Here is a 17,039-nt window from a genome sequence, read left to right on the forward strand (position 1 = left end):
TATGGATGCAACTACAAAAAATAAAATCGCTGAATTTATTTGTGGTGATTTAAAAGAAAAGCACCCTATTTACAGAAGTTCGTTTTATTTATCGAAATTCTTTCAAGAAGTTGGAATAAATGAAGTTCATGATGGGAGTAGTAGAAATCCGTGGACATCGAATTTAATAAATAGGTTAAGTGGTGTTGATTTACAAAAAGTAATAATAAGACTTGCTTCGCCAAAACTTTATGGTGGAGATAGGGAAAAAATACAATTGGCATTGAGGACCCTCAATGAAATTTTAATGGTTGAAGGTCTAAAAATTTCAATTGAAGGTGTTAATCCAATACTTTCTAAAATTGTACCCAATTATAATTTTGAGGAGACCAGCAAGGAAGATATTAGCAAATTTGAATTTTTACCGCCACCTAATTTTGATTTTTTAAATTTCGAGTTTGGATTAGCCGAAATCCTAAAAAAGCGTTGGGTAGAAATCAATAACTGTATTGAAAATGACTCGCCAATTGGTGCAATAATTTTAATGGGGAGTGTTCTTGAAGGTATATTGCTGGGAATGTTTCAGAAAAATCCACGAATAGCAAATTCGGCAAAGAACGTACCGAAACAAAAAGATGGTAGTGTAAAATATTTTGCAGATTGGACTTTAAATGAGATGATTGATGTTGCTCATGAAATTGGATGGATACAATTAGATGTTAAAAAATTTAGTCATGTACTAAGAGATTTTAGAAATGTTGTACACCCATATCACCAACTATCAAATAATTTTAATCCAGATATTGATACATGTAAAATTTCATGGATGGTGATTCAAGCAAGTTTTAACGATATTGAAAGGTGGATTGGTTCTTCTAAAAGTAACGTCTAAATACTGGTGTTTACTGCATAAGACTCCCAATCGAATCCTTCTATTCCTTCTTCTATAAGTGAGTTAATTGAAAAAGAGAATAAGTCATCTATTGCCCAAACAACTACCAACTCAGAACCATCGAATTTTTTAAACGGGTCATCAATACTTTTGTTTGATGAAAGCCAAAGATAAACTGTGTATTTCTTGAAGTGTTTCAAATCTAAGTTGAAACTCTCTTGATTCATCACGGTTTTACGTTTTCCCCATTGTTCGGGTGCTTTTAAATTCTCATATACATGAAAGTTGTCTACGAAGCTCGGTGACCCAGCCAAAATCTCACCATAGGTTCTTCTAATGTCAATTGCAATTACTTCAACTTCGTGACCGCATTTTAGTTTGATTGTTTGATTTTTCATAGTTTGCTTTGATAATAAATATCTATGAATTGGACAAACTATTTTTCGCCATCTAAAATTTTTAAACCTTTTCGAATTAATTCTTTTGATTCATCAACTTCTTGTTGGGTTATAGCAGTTCCTTTAGTTGGAACAAATAATTCTCTTACATCTACATCTAATGCTTCGGCAATCTTTAATAGCAGTTGTATTGTCGGTAGATTTTTTTCACTAGATATATTGGATATGGTAGTGGGTGACACTTCGACCTTATTCGCTAAATCATCACGTGATATTCCTTTGTGATTCATAATCTCTTTCAATCTGAGAATAGCCATATATTTTTCTTTTTTGCAAATTAACAAAAAATAATCAAGTATCACTTAATTTATTTAAATAAATATCAAATACAGTTTGTTTTATTATAAAATAATGCTTTACTTTGTAATATATTAATCAAGTATTACTTTACATTATGGAGATAGCAAGAACAATTTTAGAACAAATCAAGTTTGGAGACAAATGGGCTTTGATGGCTTATGGTGCAAGCAATTATGTAGCATTACCAGAATCCAAAGAATATCAAGGTGGTGTTAAGTTTCAAGTAAATGGTTTGAGACACAAAGGAAATGTATTGGTCCAGCTTAAATGGATTGATACATATACAGTCACATTTGTAAATAAAAACGGTGTTGCAGTAAGAGAAGTCGAAGATGTTTACTGTGATACTTTGGTTGATGTACTTGATTACATCGAAGGAAAATAATCCTTCGGTGTGCAGAATTAGATTATAACCTATCAGTTCGAGATAGATAATTTAAAAGAAATAGGAAAACCGATAAAAAAACTCGTGCAAAATACACCAACCTAATATTTCACAACTTTTAGATAAAAAACAGAATTATGAAAAAGGCTAGATACATTCGTCAAAGTAGTAAAACACAAACAAATCTTCGTCAACTAGCAAAAGCACATCCAGACGAAAGTTTGTTTATTGATATTATTAGTGGTTCAATTCCATTTGCTGAAAGACCAGAAGGAAAAAAACTCATTGAGGCTGTTGAAGCTGGTTCAATAAGTTACTTAACATTCCATGACCTATCAAGAGCTGGTCGCTCAACAATTGATGTTTTAACAACATTATCCTACTTTCAAAATAAAGGTGTGATTGTTAAAATTGAAAATTTAGGTCTTGAATCCATTGTTAATGGTAAAATCAACCCGATTTTTAATCTAATTACTACGGTTCTAAGTGAGATTAATTCTTTGGAGAGGTCAACTCTGCTTGAAAGGCAAGCTGAGGGGATATATCAAGCCAAGCTTCGTGGAGTTTATACTGGGCGAGTAAAAGGAACTACTGATTCACCAGAAGTGACGCTAGAAAAGCACCGTAGGACAGCTAAAATCATTAAATCTAATCCAACTTTATCACTCCGTGACTTAGCAAAACTAGCTAGTGATGGTGACTATAAAGTATCAGCGAACACAGTGAAAAAAGTAAAAGCAATCCTTAACGAAACCAATTAGTATGCACTTCATCCAATTAAATAAAATCTACATGGAACTTGCAAGAAGGTATAAGTGCCACCGCTTCGAAGTTTTTAGCAACATGAATAGAACTGGTACGTCACCAGTTGAAACGATGATTGAATTTTGGCTACCACGTGATACTAAAGTAGACCAAAAGAAACTTGGCTCAACACTTGAAAAGTATATCAGCAACGTAAAGTTTTTTCATTTTATAATTGAAGATGATTCAATCTTCTTAATTATTAAATTCCATCAGAAAAAGAATATGCTGGGAATGGATTATGAATTTAGTTTGAATTAAACATCATGAAGAAGACAAGAATCACCATAACGCATCAATTAGAAAAAACGAAACATTTTTTTATGGTCCTCGACCCAAATAGGTTGACCCAAAAAGAAAAGGAACGAATAATGGCTAAGATGAATGTTGAAATACTTTTTGTAAATGGTAAAATTTACAAAATATGATTTTAAAAAAAAATATAATGGTGCTATCTTTTTGATTTAATGGGTTTTAAGTTATATAAAATAGATGCTATTATATAGCAACCTATTTATATAATGTTATGTCCTCCAGCAGCGGCTATTTCCATACATCGTTTGATACTTTCCTGTCCTTTAACATCCGCAAAATCAAATTCAGGAAAATCTAAGGTTTTATAAAATTCTTCTCTAGTATCAATTACAGTAGGTTCCAAAGTGCCTTTGCCTTCAAAAAATTCAATGACTTGGGTTACATTTTCCACACCATAAACATCCAATCCCTTTACAATAGCTGCTTCTTTTACGTTTTGAATGGGAAGAAAAAAACCTTTAAATCCCTCCTCCTTTGCTTTAATAGCAATTGATAAAGCTCCTTTTATAGGTTGCAAACTACCATCTAATGACAATTCTCCCATGATTAAGTAATTACCGACTTCACTAGCTTTTATTTGTTTAGATGCTGCTAAAATACCTATTGTTAAAGTCAAATCATAAGCAGAACCTTCTTTACGCAAATCGGCCGGTGCCATGTTAATCGTGATTTTTTTTCCTGGTAAAGTATAACCATTGTTCTTCAAAGCCGCAGCAATACGATAACTACTTTCTTTGATAGCGTTATCAGGAAGACCTACCAAATGATAGCCAATTCCTTGGTCTATATTAACCTCAACTGTAACAGTGGTTGCTTCTACTCCAAAAACGGCACTTCCAAAAACTTTTACTAACATCTTTACTATTTACCTCCTAAAAATAAACCTTTGCTTAAATTAAAAAGTAAGCAAAAAGTGTACATTTTATGGAGAAAAATTGAAGATGAGTTTACTTAAAGTAAGACAAGAAAGGGTTACTTTGTTAAAACTAAAGTTTTATTTCTTTTCACTTAACAGCTTTAACAATTGCACTTTTTCACTTTCTGAAAGTGATGACAATAAGTTTTCAAACAAAGTTCTGTTACTAGAATCTAACAACAAGCTTCTAATTTTATCTCGAGCAAATTTGCTAAACTGCCATTTGAAATGAGTGGTAGCATTTACCAAATTTTTCAGAACTATAGTATCTTTTTCGTCAATTGTCAAAGCATTAATAATAGCATTTTGACGCACGGAGCTTTCGTATTTTGGAGAAGTATAGTCGACTAATTCATTATAGTAATTGTCCTTTTGAGGGCTATCATTTTCTATTGAAAAAGTCAAAAATAAAATGCGCAAACTTTTGTCATTTCCGCCAACCCAATTTTTAGCTTTCGCCAAATAATTAGTTCTATCATCAGGGAAATTTTTCCATAAGTTCATGAAGGCAATCTCTTTGGTATCATAAGATTGATCCTCAAGTAACGACTCATATTGAATTTTAAATTCTAACGGAATTGTTTCAGTAAATTCAGCCACAGCTTGACGAACTTTGATATCATTGGTTTGCAAAGCCAAAGACAACAATTCTTTTTTATCTTGAAAATCGATGTCTTTAATTTGATATAAAATCTCTGTTTTAACTGGATAAAAAACCGTGGATTGCAACAATTGTTTAAACTTCTGCTTGTTTTCGGCAAATGCTTTTTTTCTCATTTGTTGTACTTCAAAAAGCGTTTGCATGAAAGCATTTTTCTTCAACAAGTCATTCACTTGATCTGTCTGAAAATGATAATCTTCTAACCAAGTTTTTTTGAAAGTTGCCACATCAAATGTTGGAGCTACTTTTTTAACTTCTGCTAAAAAATCATCACTTTCAACATTTTGATATTGGTATTTTTTCAGATAGTTTTTTACTGCTTTTTGAAAGGCTTTAACACCAATAGCTTCTCTAATAGTATGCAATGCCCAAGCCCCTTTTTGATAAAAAGACAACGAACTAGTTTTTTCATTCAGCATCGGAATAGTATCAGTCTTTGAAGCATTTCTTAGTTGCAATGAATTACGATACAGCTGATGGTAAAAATAATCATCTCCAAAAAGTTTCCGTTCTGCCAACAAGGCATAATAAGTAGCAAAACCTTCCTGTAACCAATGATGTTTCCCTGATTTTGCGGTAACCAAATCGCCAAACCACTGGTGAGCTAACTCATGTGCGTTGACATTGACATAATTTCTATCATTAAAACCAATCTCGTCAATCACAAAATCTTGAGCAAAAAGCGTTGCCGATGTATTTTCCATACCAGCATACAAAAAATCTTCTACTGGAATTTGCTTGTAAATCCTCCAAGGATACTTCACTCCTATTTCCTTTTCTAAAAAGTCGAAAATTTCTTTGGAATACCTATACGTTGCTTCAAATTTGACGGTGTCTTTAGGTTGAATAAATAGTTGTAACGGTATTCCAGATTTAGAAGCCAAGACTTTATTACTATAATCCCCAATGGCTACTGCAAGTAGGTAAGAACTCATTGGTTTTTGCATTTCATATTTCCAAATTCTTTGATTTTTATTCGGAAAAACATCTTTTAATACGCCATTTGCTAATACGTTATACTTTTCATCAAAAGTAATGTTCATATTAAAAATTACCTTTTCATTCACATCATCAAAACTTGGAAACCAATGACTGGTATATTTGCCTTGCCCTTGTGTCCATACTTGTAAATTATCTCCATATTTATTAAAATACATGGTTTGTTTTGGGAAAGCTTCATAAGTAAATGTCAACATATACTTTCCTTTTTTATAGCCATCAAATAATAGAAATTTCTTCCCTGAACTAGAAAACAAACTGGCTTTACCATTCATTTGAACTGCATTGAAAGTCATATTTTGCGCATCGATTTTGATGGTATCAATATCTTGCTTAACTTCCAAAGTATATCGAACGGAACCAAAAACCTTTTTCGCAATTGGATCAATAGTAATATTTCCTGTGACGGTTTTGAAATCCACTTTTTGGGTTTGTTGTGCAAAAGTAAAAACGGTAAAAAGAAGAAAAAATACGTGGCGCATCGGGATACAATATTTCATACGAATATAATCATTTTCAAGTTGTGTCCTTTTCAAATTTTCAAATTAAAAAACTATCTTCGCTACACCAATTTTAGCTAATGTCAAACTCACTTTTACAAACTCCCATCGAATACCTAAAAGGCGTTGGACCTCAACGTGGAGAGTTATTGCGAAAGGAACTAGGCATTCATCGGTATGAAGATTTAATCAATTTTTATCCCAATCGGTATATAGACCGAACTCGATATTACAAAATCAACGAGTTACAAAAAAATGAAAGTGAAGTTCAAATCATTGGTAAAATCATCAATATCAAAACAGTTGAATTTGGTAAAGCCAAAAAAAGATTAGTAGCCACTTTTGTAGATGAAACAGGACAAATTGAACTAGTATGGTTTCAAGGACACAAATGGATTAGAGATAGTTTGAAAATCAATGTTGCTTATGTGATTTTTGGAAAAGTAGCTTACTTTGGAACCACCTACAGTATGGCGCATCCAGAAATGGAATTACTCACAGAACATGAACAAAGTCTGCGTTGTTCTATGCAACCTGTTTATCCATCGACGGAAACCTTGACTAATCGTGGAATTTCCAATCGGGTCATTAATAAAATGATGCAACAACTGTTTCTTGAAACTCAGGCCAAATTCACTGAAACCCTCCCAACTTATCTTTTAGAGGAGTTAAAATTGATTCCGAAAAATGCTGCCTTGTTCAACATTCACTTTCCTAAAAGTCAGGAGCTGTTATCTAAAGCGCAATTCCGTTTGAAATTTGAAGAGTTGTTTTTCATTCAGCTGCAATTGATTACCAAAAATTTAGTTCGAAAACACAAAATCAAAGGACATCCTTTTACGATTGTGGGGGATCATTTTAATAATTTCTATCAAAATCACTTGCCCTTTGAGTTAACCAATGCGCAGAAAAAAGTGCTAAAGGAAATTAGAAACGATATGGGAACCAATGCCCAAATGAATCGTTTACTTCAAGGTGATGTGGGTTCGGGGAAAACAATTGTTGCACTGATGGCGATGCTAATCGCTTTGGATAACGGTTTTCAAAGTTGTTTGATGGCGCCTACAGAAATTTTGGCAAACCAACATTATAATGGTTTAACGGAATTAGCTAAAGACCTAAATATCAATATTAAAATACTGACTGGCTCAACTAAAACTGCAGAACGAAAAATCATCCATGAAGCTCTAGAAAACGGAAGTTTAGACATTCTCATTGGTACTCATGCCTTGCTCGAAGATAAAGTGCAATTTAAAAATTTAGGTTTAGCGATTATTGACGAGCAACATCGTTTTGGCGTAGAGCAACGTTCCAAACTTTGGCAAAAAAATGATATACCACCACACATTTTGGTGATGACGGCTACTCCTATTCCGCGTACTTTGGCGATGAGTTTGTATGGTGATTTAGATATTTCAGTGATTGATGAATTACCTCCTGGAAGAAAACCTATTCAAACGGTACATCGTTATGATAGTAACCGATTGAAAGTATGGAAATTCATTAAAGATGAAATTGCCAAAGGGCGCCAAATCTATATCGTATACCCGCTCATCAAGGAAAGCGAAACCATGGATTATAAAGATCTGATGGATGGCTACGAAAGTATTTCTAGGGATTTTCCTTTGCCACAATACAGCATTTCTATAGTTCATGGTAAAATGAAACCTGCCGATAAAGATGCCGAAATGAAACGCTTTGCTGAAGGTAAAACCAATATTATGGTGGCCACAACCGTGATTGAAGTTGGTGTGAACATACCAAATGCCAGTGTTATGATTATTGAAAGTGCGGAGCGTTTTGGGTTATCGCAGTTGCACCAATTAAGAGGTCGAGTTGGTCGTGGCGCGGAACAGAGTTATTGCATTTTGATGACTTCTTTTAAACTGTCTAGTGATAGTAAAATTCGTTTAGAAACTATGTGTCAAACTAACGATGGTTTCGAAATTGCGGAAGTCGATTTAAAACTACGCGGTCCAGGCGATATCATGGGAAAACAGCAAAGCGGCGTCCTAAATCTTCAAATTGCTGATTTAGTAAAAGACAAAGACATATTACTTTTAGCTCGACATAAAGCTATTGAATTACTAAAAAAAGATGCCAGTATGACTTTGCCCGAACATCAAACGCTTCGAGCTGTTTTTATAGAATTGACCAAAAAGAAAAACATTTGGAATTATATTAGTTAAAAATTCTATTATAAGTGTTAAATAAAAACTAACTGTACCGTAGCTTTCATTGGTAAAAAGTAGCTTTGTAATTCAAATTTACTTACGTTTATTTCAATGAAATTAAAACACCTAATTATCACTGTTCTTGTCATCGCTTTAGGAAGCATGATAGCCTACAGAATCACTAAAAACAAAACCGAAAACGAAAAAGGAAACGATAAAAGTGGAAAAAAACCACCAACAGTTGTTAGTGCCATTGTGGTTAAAACTCAGGATTTTTCGAATACCATTTCACTCTCAGGTTCGATAGATGCTAACGAACAAATTGAAATTCACAGCGAAGTTTCTGGAATTGTAGAAAGTATTTCTTTTTCTGAAGGGAGTCAAGTAAGTAAAGGGCAAGTCTTACTTAAAGTGAATGATATAGAACTCCGAGCGCAATTGGTACAAGCCAAAACCAAAGAAAGCTTAGCATCGGAAAACGAAAGACGCGCCAAACTCTTATTACAAAAAGAAGCTATCAGTCAAGAAGAATACGATATTGCCAGTGCCGATTATAGAACTGCTAAAGCACAAACCCAATTGATTCAAGCTCAAATAGGAAAAACTTCAATACGAGCGCCTTTCTCTGGAAAAATTGGATTACGCAATATTTCACCAGGGACATATGTAACGCCAGCCACTTTGATTGCTAATTTGGTTAACACCAATCCACTAAAAATTACCTTTTCTATTCCTGAAAAATATGCTTCTGAAATTGAAAAAGGTTCTCAAATCACATTTACTGTACCAAATATAACAGACAAATTCACTGCCAAAATCTACGCTTTAGAACCGGGTATCGAATTGGCTACAAGGACTTTAAAAATAAGAGCCTTAACCGAAAATTCAAATGGAAAATTATTACCTGGGACTTTTGCCAATATTGAACTTCCATTAAAAAATATTAAAGACGCCATCATCATTCCAACTGAAGCTATTGTTCCGATACAAGATGGTAAAAAAGTGTTTATTGCAAATCACGGTCAAGCCAAAGAAATAAAAGTGGAAACTTTAGCAAGAACCGACAAAGATGTAGTCATCACTTCCGGATTGAAAGCGGGTGATACTTTGCTAACTTCTGGCATGATGTCATTGAAAGATGAAGCCGATATCAAAGTAAAAATCAAGTAAACCCCAGCAAAACTTATGAGTTTATCCACCTTAAGCATCAAACGACCGGTTTTTACGATTGTTATCAATCTGACCATTATCCTTTTTGGGATTATTGGTTATAGCTATTTGGGTGTTCGTGAATTTCCATCTATTGACCCTGCTCAAATCTCTGTGCGAACCAATTATACTGGTGCGAATGCCGATATTATCGAATCCCAAATTACCGAGCCTTTAGAGAAAGCTATCAATTCTATTGACGGAATTCGGAATATAACCTCATCAAGTAATCAAGGTTCAAGCACCATTACCATCGAATTCAAACTGGAAAAAAACCTAGAAGAAGCTGCCAATGATGTTCGAGATAAAGTATCGCAAGCGGTTAAAAGTTTGCCACAAGATATAGACGCGCCACCTGTAGTTTCAAAGGCTGATGCCGATTCTGACCCCATCATTACTATGACGGTTCAAAGTGACACCAAGAATGCTTTAGACTTAAGTGATTACGCCGAAAATGTTATAGCCGAACGTTTGCAAACTATTCCTGGAGTTAGTAGTGTTCAGATTTGGGGACAAAAACGATATTCCATGCGCGTTTGGATTGACCCTGTGAAATTGTCTTCTTATGGCGTTACCGTTTCCGATGTTCGAACTGCGTTACAAAAACAAAACGTAGAATTACCAGCAGGAAAATTAACAGGAGCCAATACCGAACTCACCGTGAAAACGATGGGAAATCTTTCTAAGCCTGAAGAATTCAACAATATCATAATCATTGCCAACGGGGATAAAGTAGTTCGTTTAAGTGATATCGGTCACGCCGAATTAGGGGCAGAAAATCTGGAAACCCAATTAAAATCAAACGGTCAACCAATGGTAGGTTTGGCAATTATTCCTCAACCAGGAACCAATTATTTGGATATTGCCAAGCAATTTTACAAACAGTTTGATGCGTTCAAAAAAGATTTACCCAAAGACATTAAAATCAATGTGGCTTTAGACAATACGTTATTCATCAAAAAATCGGTTGTAGAAGTAGCTGATACCTTATTGATATCGATTATTCTGGTAATCTTGATTATCTACTTGTTTTTCAGAGATTGGGCTATTGCTTTTCGTCCTTTAATTGATATTCCGGTTTCTTTGATTGCTACCTTTTTCATCATGTATTTATGTGGGTTTTCAGTAAATGTTTTAACGCTATTAGCCATCGTTCTAGCCACAGGATTAGTAGTAGATGACGGAATTGTAGTCACAGAAAACATCTTCAAAAAAGTAGAAGAAGGGATGACTCCTATTGAAGCGGCCATCAAAGGTTCTAATGAGATTTTCTTTGCCGTAATTTCGATTTCTATAACACTAGCAGCTGTATTTCTTCCTATCATTTTCCTGGAAGGATTTGTGGGAAGGCTGTTTCGAGAGTTTGGCGTCGTCATTGGTGCTGCTGTTTTGATTTCAGCTTTTGTTTCGCTTACGCTTACCCCAATGTTAAATGCTTATTTAATGAAAGGTGGCGAGCAGAAAAAAACTAAATTCTACACCTTTACTGAACCTTACTTTGAAGGATTAAATAAAGGGTATGCCAGTGCCTTAGAAAACTTCATGAAAAAGAAATGGCTAAGTTTCCCAATCGTAATTGTTTGTTTAGGATTGATAGTTTTATTCTTTAAAATTATTCCAAAAGAGACTGCGCCTTACGATGATAGAAGTTTGGTTATCGTTGGAGTTAGTACCCCAGAAGGCTCAACTTATGACTATACCGACCGATTTATGGAAGAATTAACTAAGTTGATTAACGATTCGATTCCTGAGAAAAAAATAGCATTGGTGATTACCGCACCAGGTTTTGCTTCAGCTTCTGTAAATAGTGGAAGAGTTCGTTTGGCACTGAAAAATCCGGAAGATAGAAAGCATTCTCAAAAAGAAATCGCTGATGCTTTTACGAAATGGACTAAAAAATATTCTCAAGCCAAAGTCACCGTATCTGAACAGCCCACAATTGCAGTAAATAAACGGGGCGGTTTACCTATTCAGTATATCATTCAAGCTCCTAATTTTGAAAAGCTTCGGGAAAAAATTCCACAGTTTATGGATTTGGCTAATCAAAATGAAACCTTTTCTAATGTGGACGTTAATTTGAAATTCAACAAACCCGAAATCAATGTTACTATCGATAGAGAAAAAGCGGAGAGTTTAGGGATTTCTGTTTTAGATGTGGCACAAACACTACAGCTTTCCTTGAGTGGACAACGTTTTGGTTACTTTATGCGAAACGGAAAACAATACCAAGTTATTGGACAATTTGATGAAAAAGATCGGGATAAACCTTTAGATTTAACTTCGATGTTTGTCAAAAATAACAAAGGCGACTTAATTCAGTTAGACAATATTGTTAAAGTTGATGAACAAAGTAATCCACCACAATTGTACCACAATAACCGCTACATGTCGGCTACCGTTTCTGCAGGTTTAGCTCCAGGAAAAAGTATTAGTGACGGAATTGACGCCATGGATGAAATCAAAGCCAAAGTGTTAGACAGTACTTTTACTACTGATTTAGGTGGTGAGTCACGTGATTTTGTGGAGAGTAGTTCCAATACTCTATTTGCTTTTGGATTGGCATTGCTTTTAATTTATTTGATTCTAGCTGCCCAATTCGAAAGTTTTATTGATCCGTTTATTATCATTTTGACTGTTCCTATGGCTGTCGCTGGAGCCTTATTTTCTCTTTGGTTGTTTGGACAAACCTGGAATATCTTTAGTCAAATTGGAACGGTAATGCTTATTGGATTAGTAACCAAAAACGGAATTCTGATTGTCGAATTTGCGAATCAATTACGAGAAAAAGGATTATCCAAATATGACGCCATTATTCACGCTGCAGAGGCTCGATTAAGACCCATTTTAATGACGAGTTTAGCGATTGCCCTTGGAGCCTTACCGATTGCTTTATCTCTTGGAGCGGCTTCAACCAGTAGAATCGGAATGGGAGTTGTGATTGTTGGAGGCACTATTTTCTCCTTGATACTTACGCTATTTGTGATTCCATCGTTTTACTTGATGTGGTCAAAAGCCAAAAAGCACCGCCCTGAATTTGATAACCTAGAAGCTTTAGAAAAATAATGACTATGAAAATCAAATCATTATATCTCATCATCCTACTCTTGAATTGTATTCCAAAAACACAAGCACAAGAAGTATTGAAACTAGAAGATGCCGTAAAAATTGCTTTAGAAAACAATTTTGATATCCGAATAGCTTCTAATAATTTAAAAATGGATGAAGCTAATGCAACTGCAGGAAATGCAGGCATGTTACCAAAAGTAACGGCAAGTGTAGTCGATAACAATGGAATTCAATACAGTAAGCAAACCAGACAAGATGGAACGATAACAGAGTTGAATAACGCCAAAAATAATAGCCTTACTTATGGCGCCAATTTAGATTGGACCATTTTTGACGGATTCAAAATGTTTGCCAAAAAAAGTCAGTTAGCCGAATTACAAAAACTGGGCGATTCCAAATTAAAACTAACCATCATCACCAAAATAAGTGACGTTAACAACACTTACTTTGATTTGGTGCAGCAACAACAACAATTAGCGGCTTTAGATAGCTCTATCGTGATTTCTAATCAACGTTTAACTGTGGCGCAAAACCGATTTACTATTGGTAAGGCTTCTAAACTTGAAGTGCTCAATGCTCAAGTAGATTTGAATACGGACCAAACCACACTATTCAAACAAAAGGAAACGTTGGCTAATACCAAAATTCTTTTGAATCAAATTTTAGCACGCGATGTCAAAACTGATTTCAAAGTAGTGGATGCTATTGTGGTAGATAAAAGTTTATTGTTGCCAGCTTTATCGAATTTGGCCACAAAACAAAATCCACAGCTCGAAGCCCAAATCATCAACAAAAGAGTAGCAGAACTACAATTAAAACAAGTCAAAGCAAATCGCTATCCCACAGTAAAAGTCAATACAGGTTATAATTTTTCTGAAAGTCAATCGAGTTTAGGATTTACTTCGTCAGCTTATGCCAGAGGATTGAATTATGGTTTTAGCGCTAGTTTGAATCTTTTTGATGGCTTTGCTCAAAACCGCAACGAAAAGATAGCCCAACTTGAAATCGAGAATTCTAAAATTGCCATCGAGCAACAAACTAGTGCTTTGAATGCGCAACTAGAAAGCGGGTACCAAACCTATTTAACCAATTTGGATTTGGTAAAACTAGAAGAAAAAAACGAAGCCATTGCCAAACAAAACTTAGATATTACTTTGGAGAAATTTAAAATTGGCACCATCACTCCTATTGAATTCAGAACGGCACAACTAAATTATATCAATGCTAAAGTCAGAAACACGAACGCGCAGTTCCAAGCAAAACTATCCGAAATCAACCTAAAAGAATTAGCAGGAAATTTGAGTTTTTAATTTTTTTGATATTGTCATTATAAACACTACTTTAGTGGAACTATTTGTTTTTTATGTCCATTAGAGCCTTACTTAATAAACCTGCACTTACCCACGAAAAGTCTTTGAAGACTTTAGTGGAAAACCGTACTATTTTTTCGTTAGACCATTGCGAACTGAATATTTTTGAAACCTATCAAAAATCAGATTTGGTTCCTTTAAAGTTTAATGATTTGGTAGTAACAAGTATGCTTCGAGGGAAAAAAGTAATGCATCTTTTTGATGAACCCCAATTTGAATACCTTCCTGGTGAAACCGTTATCGTTCCTTCCAATGTAGAAATGAAAATCGATTTCCCAGAAGCTTCTAAGGAGAATCCTACTCAATGTATTGCTTTGGCTATTGATAATCAAATCATAACCAACACCTTAGATTTCTTAAACGAAAAATACCCAAAAGAAGGCAAAAGCAATTTGTGGAAACTAGACCATGAAAACTATTTCTTTTACAACAATGTTGAACTCGCAGGCACCATCAACAAACTCATCAAGGAATGCATGGGTGACTCGATAACCAAAGACGCTATTGCCGATTTAACCTTGCAAGAACTAATCATCCGCATCATTCAAACGCAAACGGCAAAACGATTTGAAAATGAAAAAATTATTGACAGCAATAGTCCAATCACACCTTCTATCGAGTTTATTAAAAAGAATATTCGGGAAACGATTAATCTTAAGGACTTGAGCGACAAAGCTTGTATGAGCACGACTTCTTTTTATCGTTATTTCAAAAGAGAATTAGGTATGAGCCCGATTGAGTATATTTTGAATGAAAAAATAAAATACGCCAAGAAACTCCTAAGCAATCCCAACATTCATGTAAATGAAGTATCCTATGCTAGTGGTTTTGAAGATTGTAACTACTTCATTCGATTATTCAAAAAATATGAAGGCGTTACGCCAAAGCAATACCAATTAATGAACTTTTCTTCGCATTAATTAATAAGTATTGTATTTAACGGGTTCCAACATTTCCAATTCTTCTGGAGTAAACAAACGGTACTTGATGATAAATGTTTTGCCATAAGGGGTTTCCAATGAAAATCCTCCTGCTCCTATGCCATCCATCACATCTAAAGTGAAATGCGCGTTTTTCCAATATTCGAATAAATCTTTATCTAGCCAAAAATCAAAACCATCCACCTGACCAATACAAACATCTTCAGTTCTCAGAAAAAAACCTCCTTTTTCAAAACATTGGGGTTGCGTTCCTTCACAACACCCTCCCGCTTGATAAAACATTAAATCGCCAAACTTACCTTTGAGCATCTCAATTAACGTCAATGCTTCTTGTGTTACGTCTATTCTTTTCATTTTATTTTTTTTATAATAAACAAACCGCAAATCAATAGGGGAAAATCGATTTGCGGTAAGTACTAACCAACTATTTGTATTCTATTAAAAGAACCCTAATTTACTTTTACTATAAGAAATCAACATGTTTTTAGTTTGACGATAGTGTGCCAACATCATTTTGTGATTTTCTCTTCCGATACCCGATTGTTTATAGCCTCCAAACGGCGCTCCAGCAGGATAAGCATGATAACTATTTACCCAAACTCTACCAGCATGAATCGCTCTCGGTACTTGGTATAATTCGTGTGCATCTCGAGTCCATACTCCAGCTCCTAAACCATATAAAGTATCATTAGCAATGGCAATGGCTTCTTCTGTAGTTTTGAAAGTAGTCACCGCTAAAACTGGTCCGAATATTTCTTCTTGGAAGATTCTCATCTTGTTCGTTCCTTTGAAAACGGTAGGTTGAATGTAATATCCGTTATCTAAATCTCCTCCCAATTTGTTCTCTGCGCCACCAATTAACAACTCTGCTCCTTCTTCTTTTCCTAGATTGATATAGGTCATGATTTTGTCTCGCTGTACTTTCGATGCCTGTGCCCCCATCATCACCGTTGGGTCTAATGGATTTCCAGTTTTTACCGCTGCAACTCGCTCTATCACTTTGGCAATAAACTTATCGTAAATGTCTTCGTGTACCAACAAACGCGACGGACAAGTACATACTTCTCCTTGATTCAAGCAATATAAAACAGCGCCTTCAACAGCTTTGTCTAAAAATTCATCATCGGCATCCATTACGGAAGGGAAGAAAATGTTCGGCGATTTTCCTCCTAACTCTAAAGTTACTGGAACTATATTTTCGGTAGCATATTGCATTACCATTCTTCCTGTGGCAGTTGAACCTGTAAAGGCGGCTTTGGCTACTTTTGGATTGGTAACTAAAGCTCTTCCTAGTTCAGCTCCAAAACCGTTTACTACATTCAATACTCCTACTGGCACTATGTGACCAATCAACTCCATTAAAACCATGATCGAGATTGGAGTGTTTTCTGCTGGTTTCAACACTACACAGTTTCCTGCAGCAAGGGCTGGAGCTAATTTCCAAACGGCCATCAATATTGGGAAGTTCCATGGAATGATTTGCGCGATTACACCAATTGGTTCATGAACAATTAAAGAAACCGTAGTTTCATCTAACTCGCTTACCGAACCTTCTTCAGCTCTAATAACTCCAGCGAAATATCTAAAGTGGTCTATCGCTAATGGCAAATCTGCTGCCAAGGTTTCTCTAACTGCTTTCCCGTTGTCGATGGTTTCTACTGCCGCTAAATACGCTAAGTTGTCTTCCATCACTTGGGCGATTTTAATCAACAAATTGCTTCTGTCGGTAACCGAAACTTTGCTCCACGTTTTGAAAGCTTCATAGGCTGTATCAACAGCTAAAGTTAAATCTTCTTTGTTAGAATGGGCGGCTTGGGTAAACACTTTTCCGTCTACTGGCGACACTACATCAAAGTATTGTCCTGAGGCTGGTGGCACAAATTTTCCACCAATGTAATTATCATACTTATCTTTAAATGTAGGTCTTTGAACTAAATTACTCATAATTGTATTTTTTTGATTTATCCAAATGTACCTGCTATATCTATTGGAGAATAGCACAATTCAAGCATTTTATAGCACAATTTTGTTGATATGCTAATTTTAACACTTCATAATTACCAATCCTTA

The 17,039-nt window shown here is 35.0% G+C and carries 15 protein-coding genes and 1 pseudogene; 10 read left to right on the forward strand and 6 right to left on the reverse strand.

The genetic code is table 11. The annotated features are described in order from the left end of the window. The first annotated feature begins 1 nt into the window (after position 1). A complete protein-coding gene (locus OLM53_RS03975; RefSeq protein WP_264521764.1) occupies positions 2–871 on the forward strand; it encodes a hypothetical protein in 870 nt (289 codons plus the stop codon). Here OLM53_RS03975 and OLM53_RS03980 read toward each other — a convergent pair. Both OLM53_RS03980 and OLM53_RS03985 read right to left on the reverse strand, forming a co-directional pair. Then, positions 868–1,269 (reverse strand): hypothetical protein, encoded by a 402-nt coding sequence (locus OLM53_RS03980; RefSeq protein ID WP_264521765.1) that lies wholly within the window; start codon positions 1,267–1,269, stop codon positions 868–870. The two genes, OLM53_RS03975 and OLM53_RS03980, sit on opposite strands and share 4 nt — an antisense overlap. Positions 1,270–1,307: 38 nt before the next feature. Continuing rightward, on the reverse strand, positions 1,308–1,586 hold the full coding sequence (locus tag OLM53_RS03985; protein ID WP_264521766.1) for a helix-turn-helix transcriptional regulator: 279 nt from the start codon (positions 1,584–1,586) through the stop codon (positions 1,308–1,310). Between the two features lie 137 nt (positions 1,587–1,723). Between OLM53_RS03985 and OLM53_RS03990 the strand changes: the two genes are divergently transcribed. The 4 genes from OLM53_RS03990 to OLM53_RS04005 all read left to right on the forward strand — a co-directional run bounded on the left by OLM53_RS03990 (position 1,724) and on the right by OLM53_RS04005 (position 3,246). After that, complete coding sequence (locus OLM53_RS03990) at positions 1,724–2,014, forward strand: hypothetical protein (protein ID WP_264521767.1); 291 nt, start codon at positions 1,724–1,726, stop codon at positions 2,012–2,014. Positions 2,015–2,151: 137 nt separating this feature from the next. After that, complete coding sequence (locus tag OLM53_RS03995; protein ID WP_264521768.1) at positions 2,152–2,775, forward strand: recombinase family protein; 624 nt, start codon at positions 2,152–2,154, stop codon at positions 2,773–2,775. Position 2,776: 1 nt separating this feature from the next. After that, positions 2,777–3,079, forward strand: coding sequence for a hypothetical protein (locus OLM53_RS04000; protein WP_264521769.1), 303 nt, complete (start codon positions 2,777–2,779; stop codon positions 3,077–3,079). Positions 3,080–3,084: 5 nt separating this feature from the next. Further along, the gene (locus OLM53_RS04005) at positions 3,085–3,246 is read left to right on the forward strand and encodes a hypothetical protein (RefSeq protein ID WP_264521770.1); all 162 of its coding nucleotides are present in this window, start codon (positions 3,085–3,087) and stop codon (positions 3,244–3,246) included. 89 nt (positions 3,247–3,335) lie between these two features. Here the strand turns inward: OLM53_RS04005 and OLM53_RS04010 are convergent. Together OLM53_RS04010 and OLM53_RS04015 are read right to left on the reverse strand one after the other, a co-directional pair. Beyond that, positions 3,336–3,989: pseudogene (locus OLM53_RS04010) on the reverse strand (magnesium chelatase domain-containing protein); the annotation flags it as partial. A 138-nt stretch (positions 3,990–4,127) separates the two neighbouring features. Continuing rightward, positions 4,128–6,209: a M1 family metallopeptidase gene (locus tag OLM53_RS04015; RefSeq protein ID WP_264521771.1), complete on the reverse strand. Its 2,082-nt coding sequence runs from the start codon at positions 6,207–6,209 to the stop codon at positions 4,128–4,130. 80 nt (positions 6,210–6,289) lie between these two features. Between OLM53_RS04015 and recG the strand changes: the two genes are divergently transcribed. The 5 genes from recG (at position 6,290) to OLM53_RS04040 (ending at position 14,948) form a co-directional block, all read left to right on the forward strand. Further along, on the forward strand, positions 6,290–8,398 hold the full coding sequence (gene recG / locus OLM53_RS04020; RefSeq protein ID WP_264521772.1) for an ATP-dependent DNA helicase RecG: 2,109 nt from the start codon (positions 6,290–6,292) through the stop codon (positions 8,396–8,398). A gap of 96 nt (positions 8,399–8,494) precedes the next feature. After that, positions 8,495–9,553, forward strand: a complete 1,059-nt coding sequence (locus OLM53_RS04025; protein ID WP_264521773.1) for an efflux RND transporter periplasmic adaptor subunit — start codon at positions 8,495–8,497, stop codon at positions 9,551–9,553. A gap of 15 nt (positions 9,554–9,568) precedes the next feature. Continuing rightward, a complete protein-coding gene (locus OLM53_RS04030) occupies positions 9,569–12,655 on the forward strand; it encodes an efflux RND transporter permease subunit (protein WP_264521774.1) in 3,087 nt (1,028 codons plus the stop codon). A 5-nt stretch (positions 12,656–12,660) separates the two neighbouring features. Further along, positions 12,661–13,968, forward strand: a complete 1,308-nt coding sequence (locus OLM53_RS04035) for a TolC family protein (RefSeq protein ID WP_264521775.1) — start codon at positions 12,661–12,663, stop codon at positions 13,966–13,968. Positions 13,969–14,021: 53 nt separating this feature from the next. Continuing rightward, positions 14,022–14,948 (forward strand): AraC family transcriptional regulator, encoded by a 927-nt coding sequence (locus OLM53_RS04040; protein ID WP_264521776.1) that lies wholly within the window; start codon positions 14,022–14,024, stop codon positions 14,946–14,948. Here OLM53_RS04040 and OLM53_RS04045 read toward each other — a convergent pair whose 3' ends face one another. Together OLM53_RS04045 and OLM53_RS04050 are read right to left on the reverse strand one after the other, a co-directional pair. Beyond that, on the reverse strand, positions 14,949–15,323 hold the full coding sequence (locus tag OLM53_RS04045) for a DUF779 domain-containing protein (protein ID WP_264521777.1): 375 nt from the start codon (positions 15,321–15,323) through the stop codon (positions 14,949–14,951). Between the two features lie 84 nt (positions 15,324–15,407). Next, positions 15,408–16,913, reverse strand: a complete 1,506-nt coding sequence (locus tag OLM53_RS04050; protein WP_264521778.1) for an aldehyde dehydrogenase family protein — start codon at positions 16,911–16,913, stop codon at positions 15,408–15,410. Between the last annotated feature and the right edge of the window lie 126 nt (positions 16,914–17,039).

The sequence above is a fragment of the Flavobacterium sp. N1994 genome, from assembly GCF_025947145.1.
Lineage (GTDB): Bacteria > Bacteroidota > Bacteroidia > Flavobacteriales > Flavobacteriaceae > Flavobacterium.

Coding starts and splice junctions, on each gene's coding strand:
- OLM53_RS04050 (WP_264521778.1), bottom strand. CDS start 16,913: ATGAGTAATTTAGTTCAAAGACCTACATTTAAAGATAAGTATGATAAT.
- OLM53_RS03995 (WP_264521768.1), top strand. CDS start 2,152: ATGAAAAAGGCTAGATACATTCGTCAAAGTAGTAAAACACAAACAAAT.
- OLM53_RS04015 (WP_264521771.1), bottom strand. CDS start 6,209: ATGAAATATTGTATCCCGATGCGCCACGTATTTTTTCTTCTTTTTACC.
- OLM53_RS04005 (WP_264521770.1), top strand. CDS start 3,085: ATGAAGAAGACAAGAATCACCATAACGCATCAATTAGAAAAAACGAAA.
- OLM53_RS03985 (WP_264521766.1), bottom strand. CDS start 1,586: ATGGCTATTCTCAGATTGAAAGAGATTATGAATCACAAAGGAATATCA.
- OLM53_RS04045 (WP_264521777.1), bottom strand. CDS start 15,323: ATGAAAAGAATAGACGTAACACAAGAAGCATTGACGTTAATTGAGATG.
- OLM53_RS04000 (WP_264521769.1), top strand. CDS start 2,777: ATGCACTTCATCCAATTAAATAAAATCTACATGGAACTTGCAAGAAGG.
- OLM53_RS04035 (WP_264521775.1), top strand. CDS start 12,661: ATGAAAATCAAATCATTATATCTCATCATCCTACTCTTGAATTGTATT.
- OLM53_RS04025 (WP_264521773.1), top strand. CDS start 8,495: ATGAAATTAAAACACCTAATTATCACTGTTCTTGTCATCGCTTTAGGA.
- OLM53_RS03975 (WP_264521764.1), top strand. CDS start 2: ATGGATGCAACTACAAAAAATAAAATCGCTGAATTTATTTGTGGTGAT.
- OLM53_RS04030 (WP_264521774.1), top strand. CDS start 9,569: ATGAGTTTATCCACCTTAAGCATCAAACGACCGGTTTTTACGATTGTT.
- OLM53_RS04040 (WP_264521776.1), top strand. CDS start 14,022: ATGTCCATTAGAGCCTTACTTAATAAACCTGCACTTACCCACGAAAAG.
- recG (WP_264521772.1), top strand. CDS start 6,290: ATGTCAAACTCACTTTTACAAACTCCCATCGAATACCTAAAAGGCGTT.
- OLM53_RS03980 (WP_264521765.1), bottom strand. CDS start 1,269: ATGAAAAATCAAACAATCAAACTAAAATGCGGTCACGAAGTTGAAGTA.
- OLM53_RS03990 (WP_264521767.1), top strand. CDS start 1,724: ATGGAGATAGCAAGAACAATTTTAGAACAAATCAAGTTTGGAGACAAA.